Source organism: Kitasatospora sp. NA04385, from assembly GCF_013364235.1.
Classification (GTDB): Bacteria; Actinomycetota; Actinomycetes; order Streptomycetales; family Streptomycetaceae; genus Kitasatospora.
The window spans coordinates 7,907,507-7,923,761 of sequence record NZ_CP054919.1 but is presented as its reverse complement, the minus strand read 5'-3'; the positions used below and the strand labels follow the sequence as shown (position 1 = coordinate 7,923,761).

Below are 16,255 nucleotides of genomic sequence, written 5' to 3'. Positions count from 1 at the left end.
CCGGGGCCGGGCCGGGCGGCGGGTGCGCGGTGGGCGCGGGCCGCCCGGCCCGGCGCGGGGTCAGCCGGTCGGGCCGTCGGGGTCGGCGGCCAGGCGGTGGACGGTGCCGTCGGCGGTGAACAGCGCGCTCAGTTCGAAGTCGAAGCCCTCGTTCTGGGCGAGGGCCACCAGCCGCATCGCGGCGAGCGAGCTGCCGCCGAGCGCGAGGAACGGCGTGTGGACGTCGATCTCCTCGGTCTGCAGCACCTCGGCCCACAGCCGGGCGAGGGCGATCTCGTCCTCGGTGCCGGGCGGGGTGGTGACGGCGGCGGTGGCGGCGGTGCCGCGGGCCGGGAAGAGCGCGGTGTCCTGGGCCCGGGCGGCGGGCAGCGGGGCGGGGGCGGGGCGCTGGTCGGCGAGGTGGCCGGCGAGCTTGCCGACGGTGGCGGTGCCGCCGTCGGCGATGGCGGTCAGCACGCCGCGGAAGGCCTCCAGGATGCGGGCGACGGCCTCCTCGGAGAAGAACGCCAGGTCGTGCTTGACCTGGAAGAACAGCTGCTCCTCGGGCATCGCCTCGATGGCGAAGGGGTAGTTCGTCCAGCCGACGTAGCGCTCCTGGCGGACGTCGATGCCGCCGCGGCCGGTCCAGCCGGTGCCGCGGGGGAAGTTCTCGAAGATCAGCAGGGACTCGAACAGCGGCTGGCCGCTGGGCAGGTCGGTGCGCTGCTGGATCAGCGGCAGCGGGTAGTGGTCGTGGGAGCGGGCGGCGACCTGGGTGCGCTGGACCTCCTGGAGCCACTGGCCGATCGGCTGCTCCTGGTCGAGGACGACGCGCATGGGCAGGCTGTTGATGAAGATGCCGACGATGTCCTCGACGCCCGCCAGGCCGACCGGCCGGTGGGTGATGGTGATGCCGAAGCAGACGTCGTCCTGGCCGCTGAAGCCGCCGACGACGACCGCCCAGGCGCCCTGGACCAGCGAGTTGAGGGTGAGCCGGTTGGCGCGGCCGTAGGCGAGCAGGCGCTCGGTGAGCTCCTCGCCGAGGTCGAGGCGGGCCTCGGCGTGCATCTCCTGGGAACTGGCGGAGAGGCCGAGCTGCGCGGAGGCGCCGATGACGGTAGGGCGGCGGAACCCGGCGAGGCGCTGCAGCCAGTAGTCGCGGGCGCCGGCGATGTCCTCCTGCTCCAGGAAGGCGACGTAGTCACCGAAGGAGCGGGTGGGGCGCAGTTCGGGCAGCCGACCGTCGAGCTGGGCGTGGTAGATCTCCAGCGAGTCGCGCAGCAGCACGAACAGCGACCAGGCGTCGAGGATGAGGTGGTGGTAGCTCATCACGAGCTTGTAGGTGCTCTCGCCGAGCCGGACCAGGGTGAGCCGGAACAGCGGGGCGCGGTCGTAGGCGAAGCCGCGGCGGCGGTCGTCGTCGAGGTAGCGCTCCAGCAGCGCGTGCTGTTCGGCGGCGTCGTGGCCGGACCAGTCGAGGACGGTCCAGCCGAGTTCGGCGGTGCGCTGGACGGCCTGCAGCGGCTCGGACAGGCCGCGGGTGGCGATCCACACCCGCAGGATCTCGTGCCGGTCGACGACCTGCTGCCAGGCGCGGTGGTAGCCGTCGAGGTCGAGTTCGCCGTTGAGGGCGTACAGGAACTGCTCGAAGTAGACGCCGGAGTCCGGGTCGAGCAGCGAGTGGAAGAGCATGCCCTTCTGCATCTCGGTGAGCGGGTAGACCGTCTCGATGCCGTCGGGGTCGGGGGCGGCGGCGCGCACCGCGGCGAGGTCGGCCTCGGGGATGGTGAAGGCCTGCACCTCGACCGGGCCGGTGGACTGCGGCCGGGTGCGGTTCTGCTCCTCGACGAAGGCGGCGGTCTCGGCGACGGTGGGGGTGGCGAAGACCTGGGTGGCGCTCAGCGCGATGCCGTCGCGGTTGGCGCGGGCGCTGATCAGGAAGCCCTGGATGGAGTCGCCGCCGAGGGCGAAGAAGTTGTCGTGGATGCCGACCCGGGGCAGGGTGAGCGCCTCGGCCCACAGCTCGCAGAGGTAGCCCTCCAGGTCGGTGCGGGCGGGGGTGTACTCCTCGGCGAGTTCGAGGTGGGCGCCCCGGAGGTCCTGCAGGGCGCGGCGGTCGACCTTGCCGTTGTGGGTCAGCGGGACGGCGTCGATGACGGTGAACGCGGCCGGGACCATGTAGTACGGCAGCCGGTCGGCGAGGTGGGCGCGGATGGCGGCGGCGGTGGGCGGCTGGTCGCCGCAGGTCAGGTGGGCGACCAGGCGCTGGTGGCCGCCCGCGTCGCGCAGGCCGGAGGCGACGGCGCCGGTGACGCCGGGGACCTCCAGCAGGCGGGCCTCGACCTCGCCGAGTTCGACCCGGTAGCCGGCGATCTTGACCTGGTCGTCCATCCGGCCGAGCAGTTCGAGGCTGCCGTCGGCGCCCTGCCGGGCGAGGTCGCCGGTGCGGAAGACCCGGCCCTCGGGGGTGTCGGCGAACTTGGCGGCGGTCAGCTCGGGCAGCCGGTCGTAGCCCTCGGCGATGCCGGTGCCGGCCAGGCACAGTTCGCCGGTGGTGCCGGCCGGGACGGGGCGCAGCTGCTCGTCGAGGATCCGGGGGGTGAGCTCGGCGGGGTGGCCGACGGGGACGAAGCCCTCGTAGGCGGTGCCGGGCAGGCACTCGTAGTAGGTGCTGTAGAGGGCTTCGGTGAGGCCGTAGACGTTGAACAGGCGGGCCTTCGGGCCGGTGGCGAAGTAGGTCCCGGGCAGCGCGCCGGGCATCACGTCGCTGCTGCAGAAGACGTACTTCAGCGAGGTGTTGGCGGCGAACGCCGGGTTCTGCAGGATGCCGGCGAGCAGTGCGGGGACGACCATCAGGGTGGTGACCGCGCCGGCGTTGATCAGTTCGACCAGCTGGTCGGGGTCCTTGTGGCCGCCGGGCGGGACGATGACGACGGTGCCGCCGGAGAGCACCGGCCAGAAGACCTCGCGGACCAGGTTGGTGATGCTGAGGGTGGTGCGCAGCAGCTGGCGGTCGCCGGGCTGGAGCGGGAAGGTCCGCTGCAGCCACTGCTGGCCGGCCAGCAGGGCGCGGTGGGTGAGCACGACGCCCTTGGGGGCGCCGGTGGAGCCGGAGGTGTAGAAGATGAACGCGACGGCGTCCTCGGCGAGTTCGACCGGGGCGGCGAGCGGGGCGTGGTCGCCGGCCAGCAGGTCCTCGACGGCCAGCAGGCGGACGTCCGCGGGGGCGTCGGCGTCCAGCAGGGCGCGTTCGGTGAGCACCACCCGGGCGCCGGAGAGGGACAGGATGGCGCTGCGGCGGTCGGCCGGGTCCTCGGGGTCGACGGGGACGCAGACGCCGCCGGAGCGCAGCGCACCGAAGACGGCGGGCAGCAGGTCGAGCGAGCGCGACATCAGCAGGCCCACCCGGTCGCCGGGGCGGACGCCGTACGCGGCGAGACCGGCGGCGATCCGGTCGGCGGCGGTCTCGGCCTGGCCGTAGGTGACCGGGGCGTCGCCGAGCAGGGCGACGGTCCGCGTGGGGTTCGACTCGGCCTGCGTGCTGAGCAGGTCATGCAGGAACGACATGCGTGGACACCATTTTCCGTGGGTTCGTTCGGTGCGTGGGTTCGTTCGGCGCGTGGTGAGGGTGGTTCGGGTGGGCTCCGGCGCGGGGCCGGGGGCCGAAGAGGGTCGGGGCCCGGTGGGTGCGGGCCCGGGGGTGTGGTCCCCCGGGGCGGGCGCGGTGGCGCCGGGTGGTGGCGGCGCGGGGGCGTCGGGTGGGACGTCGTCGGCGGGGTGCCCGGTGACGCGGCGTCGGGTGGCGGTGCGTCAGGTGGTGGTGGTGCCGCCGCTCGCGGTGCCGCCGGTCACGGTGCCGCCGCTCGCGGTGTCCGGCGTGGAGCGCTCCTCCGGGCGGACGGTCCGCACCGGGGGCAGCAGCAGCCCGACGGCGACCGGCAGGGCGCCCGCGACGACGAACACCCAGCGGGTGCCGGCCAGGGTGGCGAGCGCTCCGGCGAGGGCGGCGCCCAGCGGGATGACGCCCCAGGTCAGCCAGCGGTAGGCGGCGTTGACCCGGCCGAACAGCGCGGTGGGGATGGTCGCCTGACGGTACGACAGGACGGCGACGCTCCACACGGTGGAGAGCAGACCGTAGCAGAGGAATCCGGCGGCGACCACCGCCACCGAGCCCGACCCGGCGGACAGGAAGCAGAGCCCGAGCAGGGGCGCGCCGAAGCGCATCACCCGCCGCTCGCCGACCTTCCGCAGCACGTACCCGCTGCTCGGCCCGGCGACGATGCTGCCGACGGCCAGGCAGGTGAGCAGCAGGCCGTAGCCGGTGGTGGACAGCCCGAGCGGGCCGGGGGCGACGGCCCACAGCGGCAGGATGGTCAGGCACATCGCGTACGCCAGGTTGTTGGCGGCGGCGGTGGCGGCCAGCCGGACCAGGTCGTGCCGGCCGCGGAAGTGGCGCAGCCCCTCGCCGAGTTCGCCGACCAGGGCGCGCAGCCGGGCGGGCCGCTCCCCCGGCGGTGCGGGCGGTGCGGGTGGCTGCGGCGCGGGTGCCGCCGGTTCCGGTGCCGGTGCCGGTGCCGGTGGTGCCGGGGAGGGCAGCAGGCCCAGGGCCCAGACCGTCACCAGGTAGAGCAGGACGGAGGCGGCCAGTCCGCCCCCGGCGCCCAGGGCCGCCGCGTAGCCGCCGAGGGCGGGGCCGAGCAGCTGGGCCAGGAAGGTCTGGGTGGACTGCAGGCTGGCGTTGGCCTTGGACAGCTGGGACGTGGCGACCAGGCGGGGCAGTTGGGACTGGGCGGCGACGTCGACGAAGCTGCCCGCGCAGCCGACCAGGAAGGCGGCCGGGGCGAGCGCCCAGAGCGTGAGCCGGTCGGTGGCGGCCAGGACGCACAGCAGGGCGACCACGGGCAGCCGCACGGCCGAGGCCCAGCGCATCACCGTCCGCGGCGGGTGGCGGTCGGCGGCCACTCCGGCCGGGAGGATGGCGATCAGCCAGGGCAGCCGGACGGCGAGTCCGACCAGGGTGATGCCGAGGGCGGAGCGGGTGATGTCGAGGGCCAGCAGCGGGACGGCGGTCTTGTAGATGCCGTCGGCGAGGTCGGAGGCGACCACGGCGGACTGGAACAGCCGGAACGGCCGGCCGAGCCGGGCGCCCGCGCGGTCCGGGGCTTCGCCGGGGTCCTCGGGGCGGTCGGCCTCCCCGGTGCCGCCGGTGTCGCCGGGGCGGTCCTCCGGCCGGCGCCGGGTCAACATCGGTCCGCCAGCAGGACGGTGCTCATCACGGCGCCGTGGTGGGCGTTCAGGACGGGCCCGCCGCCGGGGACGCCGTGCCGCACCAGCACCCCGGAGGGAGCGCCGTCGAACATGAACGGGCCCAGCACGAACGGGACTTCGGCGTGCTCGACGGCGCCGGTCCGCTGGTCGGCGAAGTCCAGCGCGAGCAGGTCGGGCAGCACGTGGCGCTGCAGGACGTGGCGGCCCTCGCGGCGGGCGTGCAGCAGCGCCTGCCGCCACTGCCCGTCGGTGACCTCGGGGCCGAGCACGACGCCGCTGCCGCCGTAGCCGCCGACCGGCTTGAGGACGAGTTCGGTGCGCCGGGCGAGCGCCTCGCGCAGCACCCCGTCCGCCTGTTCGTCCTCGGTGCCGGCGGGGAGCAGCGCGGTCCACGGGAGGTGGCGCGCGATCAGCTGCCGGTCCGCCTCGGGCAGTTGCGGCAGGTCCTCCCACAGCCAGGCCATGGTGGTCTTGTCGCTCAGCAGCCAGGTGGTCTCGGGGGTGTGCACGGCGACCCGGCCGGCCCGGACGGCCCGGACCAGGGCGTCGAGGCCGGGGCCGGCCGGCTGGTCGTGGGCGAGGAAGAGCCGGAAGACGGCGTCCACCCGGCGGCCGTCCAGCAGCAGGTCGTCCGCGGCGCCGGTGGTGAGCTGGTCCATGGTGCAGGCCACGGTGTCCATGCCGTGCCGGCGGCCGCTGTCGCACATCGGGCCGAGCCAGCCGAGGAACGCGGCGGCGTCCTCCAGGCCGGGTGCCGCACCCTGGCGGAAGACCGGGATGGCGACGCGGGCGCCCTCGGGGAGGGCGAGCGAGCGGCGGATCGCGGCGAAGCGCGCGTCGACGGCGGAGGCCGGGGCGTGGATGCGCTCGCCGCCGGGGGCGAGCCGGTGCAGGTCGCGGAAGCGTTCGGCGAGCAGGTCGGCCTGGAGGGTGCCGCCCAGCGCGCCGTCGATGTTGAACTCGACGAACTGCGGGACGCCGTCGGCGTACAGGACGTCGGGGCGGGCGGCGACCAGCAGTCCGTCCTCCAGCGGGGCGGAGCGGTCGAGCAGCGGGGTCTGCTCGGCGGGGACGCCGAGCGCGTCCTGGAGTTCCCCGGCGTTGCCGGCGCGGCGCCGGCAGGCTTCCAGCACGAGGTGCATCAGGCGGGCGGAGACGCGGCCGAGCTCGTCGTAGTGGCCTCGGTCGAGGACCATCGGGCGCAGCGGGCGCCAGTCGCCCTTGCTGCCGGCGATGCCGTCGTGGATCTGCCGCGAGCGTTCGGCGGAGAGGTCGGTGACGGACTTTCGGAAGTCCTGGGGAAGCAGGTTCCAGATGTCTCCGGGCGCACCGGGTGCCTCGGAGGAGAGCCGCAAACGATCGCCTTGACTGTCCATGCCCCCACACGGTTTCTGCGTGCTGCCGGAAGAGAGGACGGCAGGGTCCGTGTGTGAGCTGGTCACCGGCCCCCGTCGCCGGCGGCAACGTATCAGCGGTTCCGGTCGGCGGCCCGGCCTGCGGAAGGCGGTCTTCCGCTTGGAGCGGGCACGCACCGGAGAACCTGTGGGTTTTCTTGCGCAGCGGAAGATATTCTCCGCCGTTGCCACGAGGTGTCGAAAAATATCAACATGCGATCATGTAACGGTCATCTTCGATCCGAATCCCCAGGTGAGCGGAGAATGGTGACCCTCCGTCACGAAGAACACGCTCCGGAGCCGTTCGAGCGATCGGGGGGTCAGCGGGCCGTCCGGAGGACCGTCTCGGCCACCTCGGTGCGGGCGTACAGGACGGTGCGCCCGGCCCGGTGGGAGGTGACGAAGCCGGCCGCGCGCAGGGCGCCGAGGTTCTCGGAGACGTGGGCGGCGGAGAGGCCGGTGCGCCGGGCGAGCTCGGTGGGGCCGGCGGGGGTGTCGAGTTCGACCAGCAGCAGGGTGCGGGCGCGGCCCAGGACGGCGGCGAGCGCGTCGGTGGCGGGGGTGGTGCGCGGCTCCCAGAGCCGGCCGGCGCCGCGGGCCCGGTAGGCGAGCTGCGGCGGGTCGGGCGGGGCGATCCGGGTGGACAGGCCGGGGCCCTTGAAGGCGGTGGGCACCAGCAGCAGGCCGCCGCCCGCGGCGTGCCGGGCCAGCGTCCGGGCCCGGCGGTCCAGGTGCAGCCCGGTGCCGTCCCAGCTGACCTGCGGGTGGAGGGCGTTGAGGAGGTGGCCGGTGCCGTGCCGGGCGGCCTGCCGGGCCCGGTGGAAGACGTCGGCCTCCAGCAGGGCCCGGATCCGCGGCCAGTAGGGGGCGATCTCCAGCTCCCAGTGGGCCGCGGCCTCCCGCAGCAGCTGCGGCAGCCGGGCGGCCGGGTCGGCGTGCAGGGCGCGCGCCCGGGGCCCGGCGCCGCCCTGGTGGTGGCGCAGGTGGTCGAGGTCGGCGCGGATCCGCTCGGCGGGGGTGGCGGCGATCGCCGCCAGCTCCTCCTCCAGCGCCGGGGCCGGGCCGGCGGGCGCCGGGTTGAGGAAGTCGGGCACGTAGGCGGCGCCGGGCGGGAGCAGTTCGGCGAACCAGCCCCGGTCCAGCCCGGCGGCGGCCGCCCGGGGCCGCACCTGCGCGAGCCAGCGCCGGTGCACGGGGTCGGCCGTGCCGGAGGCCAGCAACCGGTAGCCGGTGGTGAGCTGCCACATCGGTGAGACCGCGAACCGGACCCGGGCCACGTCCCGGGCCGGGAGGGGCAGTTCCGCCACGGGGTCCCCTCCTGCCGGTGCCGTGGATTCGGGCATGTCCGAATCGATGGCCGCCACTCTAGCCGTCGGCCGATCATCCCGGCATGAACGCGCGAACCACCACCACCCCGCAGTCGGCCACCACCCCCGCCGCCACTGCCACCGCCCCCGCCGCCCCCGCTGCCGTCACCGCCGCCGCGGCGGGCACCTGGACCCTGGGCGACCTGACCGTCAACCGGGTCGGCTTCGGCGCGATGCGGCTGGCCCAGAGCGGCCCGGCGCTGGTGTCCGACGCGCTCCCCCGCGACCGCGGGCAGGCCGTCCGCGTGCTGCGGCGGGCCGTCGAACTCGGCGTGAACCACATCGACACCGCCGCCTTCTACTTCTCGCCGCTGCGCTCGGCCAACGAGCTGATCAACCGGGCGCTGTCGCCCTACCCCGACGACCTGGTGATCGCCACCAAGGTCGGCCAGCCCCGGGACCCGTCGGGGGCGTGGCTGCCGCACGCCCGGCCCGAGCAGCTGCGCGGCCTGGTCGAGGAGAACCTGCGCCAGCTCGGCCGCGACCACCTGGACCTGGTCAACCTGCGGGTGGTGGGCGCCGACTCGGTCGCCGAGCGGTTCGGCGCACTGGCCGAGTTGCGCACCGCCGGGCTGGTGCGGCACCTGGGCCTGTCCAACGTCCTGCCGCACCAGCTGGCCGAGGCGCGGGCCGTCGCGCCCGTGGTGTGCGTGCAGAACATGTACGGCCTGGGGGTGCGGCCCGAGCAGGACGCGTTCGTCGACCTGTGCCGCGAGCAGGGCGTGGCCTTCGTCCCGTTCTACGCGATCGCCGGCCCGGCCGGGCAGTACGGCGTGGGCGGCCGGCCCGGGGCGGACGGCCCCGGCCCCGAGCACCCGGAGGTCCTGGCGGCGGCCCGGGCGCACGGGGCCTCCCCCGCCCAGGTCCGCCTGGCCTGGACGCTGCACCGCGGCCCGCACGTCCTGGCCATCCCCGGCACCGGTGACCCGGAGCACCTGGCCGCCAACGTCGCGGCCGGGGCGCTGCGGCTCTCCCCCGCCGAACTCGCGGGGCTCGACGCGCTCCACCGGGGCTGAGCGCGCAGGAGGGCGGCGCACCGCGGGGTCGGCGGGCGCGGCGTGGCGCGCTTTCCCGAACGCCCGTTCCCGGGTAATGATTTCGGCCTCGGCTCGATCAAGTCCCGTACCGCGGAGGCGTCGTGACCCTCGTTCTGCTCACCGGCGCGGCCGGCGGCGTCGGCAGCATGCTGCGCGAACTGCTGCCCCCGTACGGCTACCGGTTGCGACCGGCCGACCTGCGGCCCGTCGAGGGCGTGCCGGACGCGCTGGCCTTCGACCTGGCCGACGCCGACGCCGTCCGCGCAGCGGTGCGCGGCGTGGACGCGGTGGTGCACCTCGGCGGGATCGCCCTGGAGGGCGCCTTCGCCGACATCGCGCACAGCAACATCGAGGGCACCTACCAGCTGTACGAGGCGGTGCGGGCCGAGGGCGTGCCCCGGGTGGTGTTCGCCAGCTCGAACCACGCGGTGGGCTTCACCCCGCTGGACGGCGAACGGCCGGTGCGCGCCGACATCCCGCCGCGCCCGGACACCTACTACGGCCTGTCCAAGGTGTTCGGCGAGTCGCTGGCCTCCCTCTACGCCGACAAGCACGGGGTGGAGACCGTCTCGCTGCGGATCGGCTCCTGCGCCCCCGAGCCGGACTCGCCCCGGGCGCTCTCCACCTGGCTCAGCCCCGGCGACTGCGCCCGCCTGGTGCACGCCGCCCTGACCGCGCCCGGCGTCGGCCACACCGTGGTCAACGCGATCAGCGCCAACACCCGCGCCTGGTGGGACCTCGGCCCGGCCCGGGCGCTCGGCTACGACCCGCAGGACGACGCCGAGGCGTACGCCGAACGGATCCTCGCCGAGCACGGCGAGCTGGACCCGGACAGCGCGGACGCCCGGCTGCTCGGCGGGTACTTCACCACCCTGTAGCGGTGACCTCCACCTGCTCGCGCACCAGGTCGACTACGGCGACCCGGCCCGCCACACGCTCGCCGGGGGCCGGTTCCGCGCCGGTCAACTCGACGGGCAGGCCGCCCAGTTCGGCCGTGCCGTCCGCACCCGCCTCGACGGTGACCGGCTCGCCGACGCGCAGCGCCCGCAGCCGGGCCCAGCGGACGTCCCCGGGGGCCGGGTCGGTGCTCCAGCGGGCCCGCAGGACGCCGTCGGGGTCGGGGCGGACGGCGGTGAACAGCGGAACGGGCCCCCGGTCGACGGCGATCGGCAGCAGCGCGGCCCGGCAGGCGGACGGGAGGACCGGGAACGGGTCGCCGCCGTAGTGCGGGGCGACGGTGATCCGGCCGTCCGGGTGCTCGACCAGGACCGAGCAGTCCTCCTCCGTCGGCCCGGCCGGCACCGCAGCGGGGTCGCCGAGCAGTTCGGGCCAGACCGAGAGCCGGGCGCGCGGGGCGAGGGCGGCCCGGACGGCGTCGAGGTTCGCGGGGGTGAGCCGGTGCCAGCGGGCGGCGTTGTGCGCGTACCCCTCCTCCAGCAGCGCGGCCTCGCCCCGCTCCGCGTACCGGCGCAGCCGCGCCCAGAACTCCCGGTCGGCGGGGCGGGGTTCGCCGTCGTCCGGGTCGGGCTCGGGGTCGTACGGGGAGGCGGCGATCCGTTCGGGGAACAGCCCGGAGGCGCTCACCCCGGCAACGGCCCGCGCGCACGGCAGGTGGCTGCCGATGTACATGTACTGGTCGTAGCCGATGTGCACGGCGAACCGGCCCTCGGCCTCCAGACGGCCCCAGAACCCGCTGTCGCGCAGCATCGCCCGCACCAGCTCCTGCGCGACCGGCACCTCCACCCGCAGCCCGTCGTGCACCCCGCCGCGGCCGCCGGGCAGCAGCGCGTCCAACTCGGCCTCCCCGTACTCCGGTTCGATCCCGAAGTGGAAGAATCCGGGCGGCAGTGCGGGCTCCCGGATCGCCAGCGCGCGCACCCCGGAGTCCGCCGCGAACGCGGCGACGGCGGCGAGGTACCGGGCCTCCACCGGCCCGTGGTCGCTCTCGATGTCCTCGGTGCCGGTGTAGTGGCCGCGCTCGTCGCGGTCGGCGGGGTCGTACTTGGTGACGCGGTACACGTACGGCAGCATCGGGTGGTCATCCCACCCGTGATTCCCAGCGGGCGCCGGGACCGATCACCAGGTGGTGGCGGGAGGGCAGGCGCAGCGCCCAGTCGGGGGCGGTGCTCGGGGTGCGGAGGGCGGTGGGGAAGACGCTCAGGCGGTGGTCGCCGAACTCGATCCGGGTGTCCCAGCCGGGCTCGGTGATCCGGACGTCGGTGATCTCGCGGCCGACCAGCACCCGCAGGTCGGCGACCAGGCGCGGGAGGGCGTCGCCGGAGGCGGCGGCCACGGCGGGCTCCCCGGGGCCGGTGCGCTCCAGGCGCCAGACGGGGCCGCCGACGGTCAGCCAGCGGTAGGCGAGCGCGTTCCCGCCGTTCGGCCCGCGGTGGGTCAGGGCGAGCAGCAGCGCGAACCGGCCCTCGCTCTCGCTGGGGACGTGCACCGAGGTGACCTTCCCGCCGTGCAGCACGGCCAGCTGCCGCCGCAGGGCGGGGAGGTCCGTCGAGGCGGCGGGGTGCAGGTCGGAAGCGGGGTGCAGCTCGGGGGCGGGGTCGGTCTGGGTCGTCACCGGACCAAGTCTCCGCGCCCGGCCCGGGGGCGTCCAACCGTTATCGGCGCGCCGCGTCAAGGCGTTGCCGACGCCGGTGCGGGCGCATGCCGCGGGCCAGTGCGGTGGCCGCGGCGGCGTCGGAGGCCAGCCGGTCGAGCAGGGCGCGGGCGGGTCCGGGGTGGGGGGCGGTGGCGAGGACGGCGGCGGCGAAGGTGGAGGTGATGGCGGTGTCGCCGGGCAGCGGGCCGAGGAGGCGGACGCCGGGGAGGCCGGCGAGTTCGCTGTGCTGCTGGAAGGCGAGGTCGGCGCGCCCGTCGGCGAGCAGGCTTCCGGCGGGGGTGCCGGGCGGGGCCTGGACGAGGTGGACCCGCCCGCGCAGGCCGAGCCGGTCGAGCAGGGCACGCAGGGCGGTGCCGCTGGGGCCGGTGGAGTGGGCGACGGCGCGGGCGGCGGTGAGCAGGGCGCGCAGGTCGTCGACGGTGTCCAGGGCGGCGGGCGGCGCGTCGGCGGGAACGGCGGCGACGGTTTCGGAGTCCCAGAGCGGGCGGGGGGTCCCCACCAGTCCTTCGGCGTGCAGCGCGGCGAGCGCGTCGGCGGCGAGCACGGCCAGGTCGGCGCTCGCGCCGTCGCGGATCCGGCGGGCGACCTCGACGCCGCCGGCGGCCTCGCACCGGACGGACGGCAGCAGCGGGGCGAGGTCGGCCAGGACGGGGCGGACGGCCATCGAGGTCAGGACGAGCAGGTCCACGGGGGTTTTCCTCCACGGGCGGGGTGCGAGACTGGCGGGATGAGTGCGAACGGTGTGTCGGCCGCGGGCAAGGTCCTCCAGGTGCTGGCGGTGTTCGACCGCGAGCACCCGTCGCGGACGCTGTCGGAGATCGCCCGGTGCACGGGCCTGGCGGTGAGCACGGCGCACCGGGTGGTGGCGGAGCTGGCGGCCTGGGGCGCGCTGGAGCGGTCCGAGGACGGGTCGTGGCACGTGGGGCTGCGGCTGTGGGAGATCGCCTCGGGGTGTCCGCGGACCCAGATCCTGCGGGACGCGGCGCTGCCGTTCATGCAGGACCTGTACGAGGCGACGCACGAGAACGTGCAGCTGGCGGTGCGCGAGGGCACCGAGCTGGTGTTCGTGGAGCGGATCGCGGGCCACCGCTCGGTGGACCTGCTGACGATGGTGGGCACCCGGTTCCCGGTCGCCTCCACCGGCATGGGCCGGGTGCTGCTGGCGCACGCGCCGCGCGAGCTGCAGGAGGAGGTGCTGACGGCGCCGCTGCCGGTCTGGACCTCGCACACCGTCACCGATCCGCGCACGCTGCGCACCCAGCTGGACCTGATCCGGCGGGAGCAGGTGTTCGTGAGCGACCGTCAGCTGTCGGAGAGCACGGTGGCGGTGGCCGCGCCGGTGCGGATCGGCCGGACCGGTCCGGTGGGCGCGGCGCTGGGGATCGTGGTGGCGGCGCGCGGCGCGGAGCGGGCGCGGGGGCTGCGGGAGCCGCTGCTGCGGGCGGTGCACGGGATCTCCGAGGAGCTGGGTCGGCGGGCCCGCACGGCGCCGTAGGGCGGACGGCGGGGGTGTACCGCAGTCTGCGCGGCGCGGGCGGCCGCGAGCAGGGCGTTTCCGTCAGGCGGAAAGGGTGGCGACGGGCCGGGGGGTGAGCTGCCAGCGTTCGGGGCGTACCCGCAGGGCCCACCGCCCCGGGTGCCGCCGCCCTCAGCCCGTCCTGCCCCGGAGCCGTCATGCCCGAATCCGCCGTCGACCCGTCCGTCGCCGACCCGTCCGTCGCCGACCCGTCCGTCGCCGACGCGTCCGTCGCCGACCCGGTCGACACCGTCACCGAGGTGCCCGTCGCGGTGCTCGGCGCGGGGCCGCCCGCCAGCGCGACGGCGGGACGGCGTGGTGGGCACCCGCGCGGGCCGCGCCTACCCGGCCGAGCAGTGCACCGGCCGGCCGACCGCCGCCTGAAACCCCGTCCGAAGACCCCTCAGGAGCTCCCGTGATCATCGACGCGCACGGCCACTTCACCACCGCCCCGCCGCAGCTCGCCGCCTGGCGCGAGCGCCAGGCCGCCGCCGCGGGCGACCCCGCCGCCGCCCCCGACCCCGACGAGCTGCGGATCTCCGACGAGGAGCTGCGCGCGGCGATCGGGTCCCACCAGCTGCGGCTGATGGACGAGCGCGGCACCGACCTGACGGTCTTCTCGCCGCGCGCCAGCTTCATGGCGCACCACGTCGGCGACTTCGCGGTCTCGTCCGTCTGGGCGCGGATCTGCAACGACCTGGTGCACCGGGTGAGCGCGCTGTTCCCGGAGCGCTTCGCGATGGGCGCGATGCTGCCGCAGTCGCCGGGCGCCGACCCGGCGAGCTGCCTGCCGGAGCTGCGGCGGGCGGTGGAGGAGCTGGGCGCGGTCTCGGTGAACCTCAACCCGGACCCGTCGGGCGGGCACTGGAGCGCGCCGCCGCTGACCGACCGCTCCTGGTACCCGCTGTACGAGGCGCTGGTGGAGTACGACGTCCCGGCGATGGTGCACGTGTCGACGTCCTGCAACCCGGCGTTCCACACCACCGGCGCGCACTACCTGAACGCCGACACCACCGCGTTCATGCAGCTGCTCCGGGGGAACCTGTTCGCCGACTTCCCGACGCTGCGGCTGGTGGTGCCGCACGGCGGCGGCGCGGTGCCCTACCACTGGGGGCGCTTCCGCGGGCTGGCGCAGGCGCTGGGCGGGCCGACCCCGGAGGAGCTGGTGGGGAGCAACGTCTTCTTCGACACCTGCGTGTACCACCAGCCGGGCATCGACCTGCTGGCCTCGGTCGTCCCGTCCGAGGGGCTGCTGTTCGCCAGCGAGATGATCGGCGCCGTCCGGGGGGTCGACCCGCTGACGGGCCACCACTTCGACGACACCCGGCGGTACGTGGACGCCACCGACCGCCTCTCCGACGCGCAGCGGGCGGCCGTGTACGCCGGCAACGCGCTGCGCGTCCACCCCCGCCTGGCCGCGCGCCTGGCCGCGCACTGACGCCCCCACCCTCAGGAGGAACACCCATGCACACCGAACTCGGTGTCGTCCGCACGAAGATCGAGCGGCCCGATCCGGCCGCGGTGGCCGCGCTGGCGGCCTTCGGCACGGCGACCGTCCACGAGGCGATGGGCCGCACCGGCCTGACCCGCCCGTACCTGCGCCCGGTGTACCCGTCGGCGCGGCTGTGCGGCCCGGCGGTGACGGTGCTGCTCCAGCCGGGCGACAACTGGATGCTGCACGTCGCGGCGGAGCAGGTCCGGCCGGGCGACGTGGTGGTGGCGGCCTGCACGACGGAGAGCGAGGACGGGTTCTTCGGCGAGCTGCTGGCGACCTCGCTGCGCGCCCGGGGCTGCGCGGGCCTGGTGATCGACGGCGGGGTGCGGGACGTCGCGGAGCTGGCCGCGATGGACTTCCCGGTGTTCTCCCGGGCGGTGAACGCCCGGGGCACGGTGAAGGCCACCCTAGGCTCGGTCAACGTGCCGGTGGTGTGCGCCAACGCGCTGGTGCGGCCGGGCGACGTGGTGCTGGCGGACGCGGACGGCGTGGTGGTGGTGCCGCGCGAGCGGGTCGCCGGGACCGCCGGGGCGTCGGCGCAGCGGGAGGCGAACGAGGCGGCCAAGCGCGAGCGGCTGCGCGCGGGCGAACTCGGCCTGGACATGTACGCGATGCGCGGCCCGCTGGCCGCGCTCGGCCTGCGCTACGAGGACTGATCACCGTGGCACAGCAGAAGACCCCGGGCTGGCTGGACTGGCACCCCGCCCCCGGCCGCCCCGCACTCGCGCTCCCCGCGGGCGCGGTGGACGCGCACTGCCACGTGTTCGGCCCGGCCGCCGCGTTCCCGTACGCGCCGGAGCGCAAGTACACCCCGTGCGACGCCTCCGCCGAACAGCTCTTCGCCCTGCGCGACCACCTGGGCTTCGCCCGCAACGTGATCGTCCAGGCGACCTGCCACGGCGCCGACAACCGGGCCCTGCTGGACGCGCTGCGCCGGTCGGACGGCCGGGCCCGCGGCGTGGCCACCGTCCGCCCGGGCGTCTCGGACGCCGAGCTGCGCGAGCTGCACGCGGCCGGGGTGCGCGGGGTGCGGTTCAACTTCGTCCGCCGCCTGGTGGACGTCACCCCGCGCGCGGACCTGCGGGACGTGGTGGAGCGGATCGCCCCGCTCGGCTGGCACGTGGTGCTGTACTTCGAGGCCGCCGACCTGGCGGAGCTGCGCGAGTTCTTCCTCTCGGTCCCGGTGCCGCTGGTGGTCGACCACCTGGGCCGCCCGGACGTCTCGAAGGACCCGGACGGCCCGGAGTTCGCCGAGTTCCTGTCCTTCCTGCGGGCCCGGGAGGACGTCTGGTGCAAGGTCGGCTGCCCGGAGCGGCTCTCGCTGACCGGCCCGCCCGCCCTGGACGGCGAGCGGAACGCGTACCGGGACGTGGTGCCGTTCGCCCGCCGGGTGGTCGAGGAGTTCCCCGACCGGGTGCTGTGGGGCACCGACTGGCCGCACCCCAACCTGAAGGACCACATGCCGGACGACGGCCTGCTGGTCGACTTCCTGCCGCACGTCGCGCCGACCGCCGAGCTGCGGCGGCGGCTGCTGGTCGACAACCCGAACCGCCTCTACTGGCCCGAGAACGAGGGGAGCTGACAA

General features: G+C 75.7%; 14 protein-coding genes. 7 read left to right on the top strand and 7 right to left on the bottom strand.

From position 1 onward, the window contains the following. Positions 1-60: 60 nt before the first annotated feature. The 4 genes from HUT16_RS35110 to HUT16_RS35095 all read right to left on the bottom strand — a co-directional run bounded on the left by HUT16_RS35110 (position 61) and on the right by HUT16_RS35095 (position 7,948). Positions 61-3,546: a non-ribosomal peptide synthetase gene (locus HUT16_RS35110; protein WP_176192040.1), complete on the bottom strand. Its 3,486-nt coding sequence runs from the start codon at positions 3,544-3,546 to the stop codon at positions 61-63. Positions 3,547-3,789: 243 nt separating this feature from the next. Next, positions 3,790-5,226, bottom strand: coding sequence for an MFS transporter (locus HUT16_RS35105; RefSeq protein WP_176192039.1), 1,437 nt, complete (start codon positions 5,224-5,226; stop codon positions 3,790-3,792). Next, positions 5,220-6,623 carry a glutathionylspermidine synthase family protein gene (locus HUT16_RS35100; protein WP_176192038.1) on the bottom strand — a complete coding sequence of 468 codons (1,404 nt, stop codon included), beginning with the start codon at positions 6,621-6,623 and terminating at the stop codon, positions 5,220-5,222. The genes HUT16_RS35105 and HUT16_RS35100 overlap by 7 nt, the downstream gene beginning before the upstream one ends. A gap of 338 nt (positions 6,624-6,961) precedes the next feature. Further along, positions 6,962-7,948, bottom strand: coding sequence for a DUF5937 family protein (locus HUT16_RS35095; protein WP_368662723.1), 987 nt, complete (start codon positions 7,946-7,948; stop codon positions 6,962-6,964). Positions 7,949-8,031: 83 nt separating this feature from the next. On the opposite strand from HUT16_RS35095, the gene HUT16_RS35090 reads away from it, so the two are divergent. Continuing rightward, complete coding sequence (locus HUT16_RS35090) at positions 8,032-9,024, top strand: aldo/keto reductase (protein WP_176192036.1); 993 nt, start codon at positions 8,032-8,034, stop codon at positions 9,022-9,024. A 122-nt stretch (positions 9,025-9,146) separates the two neighbouring features. Next, the gene (locus tag HUT16_RS35085) at positions 9,147-9,923 is read left to right on the top strand and encodes an NAD(P)-dependent oxidoreductase (RefSeq protein WP_303392122.1); all 777 of its coding nucleotides are present in this window, start codon (positions 9,147-9,149) and stop codon (positions 9,921-9,923) included. On the opposite strand, the gene HUT16_RS35080 is transcribed toward HUT16_RS35085, so the two are convergent. Genes HUT16_RS35080 through HUT16_RS35070 form a run of 3 tightly spaced genes read right to left on the bottom strand, consistent with a single transcriptional unit; the run spans position 9,910 to position 12,347 of the window. Next, entirely contained in the window at positions 9,910-11,076 is a 1,167-nt protein-coding gene (locus HUT16_RS35080; RefSeq protein ID WP_176192035.1) for an RNA-binding protein, read from the bottom strand. The genes HUT16_RS35085 and HUT16_RS35080 overlap by 14 nt on opposite strands. 7 nt (positions 11,077-11,083) lie before the next feature. Beyond that, positions 11,084-11,617 (bottom strand): hypothetical protein, encoded by a 534-nt coding sequence (locus HUT16_RS35075; RefSeq protein ID WP_176192034.1) that lies wholly within the window; start codon positions 11,615-11,617, stop codon positions 11,084-11,086. 40 nt (positions 11,618-11,657) lie between these two features. Beyond that, positions 11,658-12,347 (bottom strand): substrate-binding domain-containing protein, encoded by a 690-nt coding sequence (locus HUT16_RS35070; RefSeq protein ID WP_254898143.1) that lies wholly within the window; start codon positions 12,345-12,347, stop codon positions 11,658-11,660. Positions 12,348-12,386: 39 nt separating this feature from the next. Here HUT16_RS35070 and HUT16_RS35065 point away from each other — a divergent pair, with 39 nt between their 5' ends. The 5 genes from HUT16_RS35065 to HUT16_RS35045 all read left to right on the top strand — a co-directional run bounded on the left by HUT16_RS35065 (position 12,387) and on the right by HUT16_RS35045 (position 16,252). Then, a complete protein-coding gene (locus HUT16_RS35065; protein WP_176192033.1) occupies positions 12,387-13,154 on the top strand; it encodes an IclR family transcriptional regulator in 768 nt (255 codons plus the stop codon). A 179-nt stretch (positions 13,155-13,333) separates the two neighbouring features. After that, entirely contained in the window at positions 13,334-13,594 is a 261-nt protein-coding gene (locus HUT16_RS35060; protein ID WP_176192032.1) for a hypothetical protein, read from the top strand. Continuing rightward, on the top strand, positions 13,591-14,613 hold the full coding sequence (locus HUT16_RS35055) for an amidohydrolase family protein (RefSeq protein ID WP_176192031.1): 1,023 nt from the start codon (positions 13,591-13,593) through the stop codon (positions 14,611-14,613). Before HUT16_RS35060 ends, HUT16_RS35055 begins: the two co-directional genes overlap by 4 nt. 26 nt (positions 14,614-14,639) lie before the next feature. Then, positions 14,640-15,326, top strand: a complete 687-nt coding sequence (ligK, locus tag HUT16_RS35050) for a 4-carboxy-4-hydroxy-2-oxoadipate aldolase/oxaloacetate decarboxylase (RefSeq protein ID WP_176192030.1) — start codon at positions 14,640-14,642, stop codon at positions 15,324-15,326. Further along, complete coding sequence (locus HUT16_RS35045; RefSeq protein WP_217712204.1) at positions 15,326-16,252, top strand: amidohydrolase family protein; 927 nt, start codon at positions 15,326-15,328, stop codon at positions 16,250-16,252. Before ligK ends, HUT16_RS35045 begins: the two co-directional genes overlap by 1 nt. Positions 16,253-16,255 lie beyond the last annotated feature (3 nt).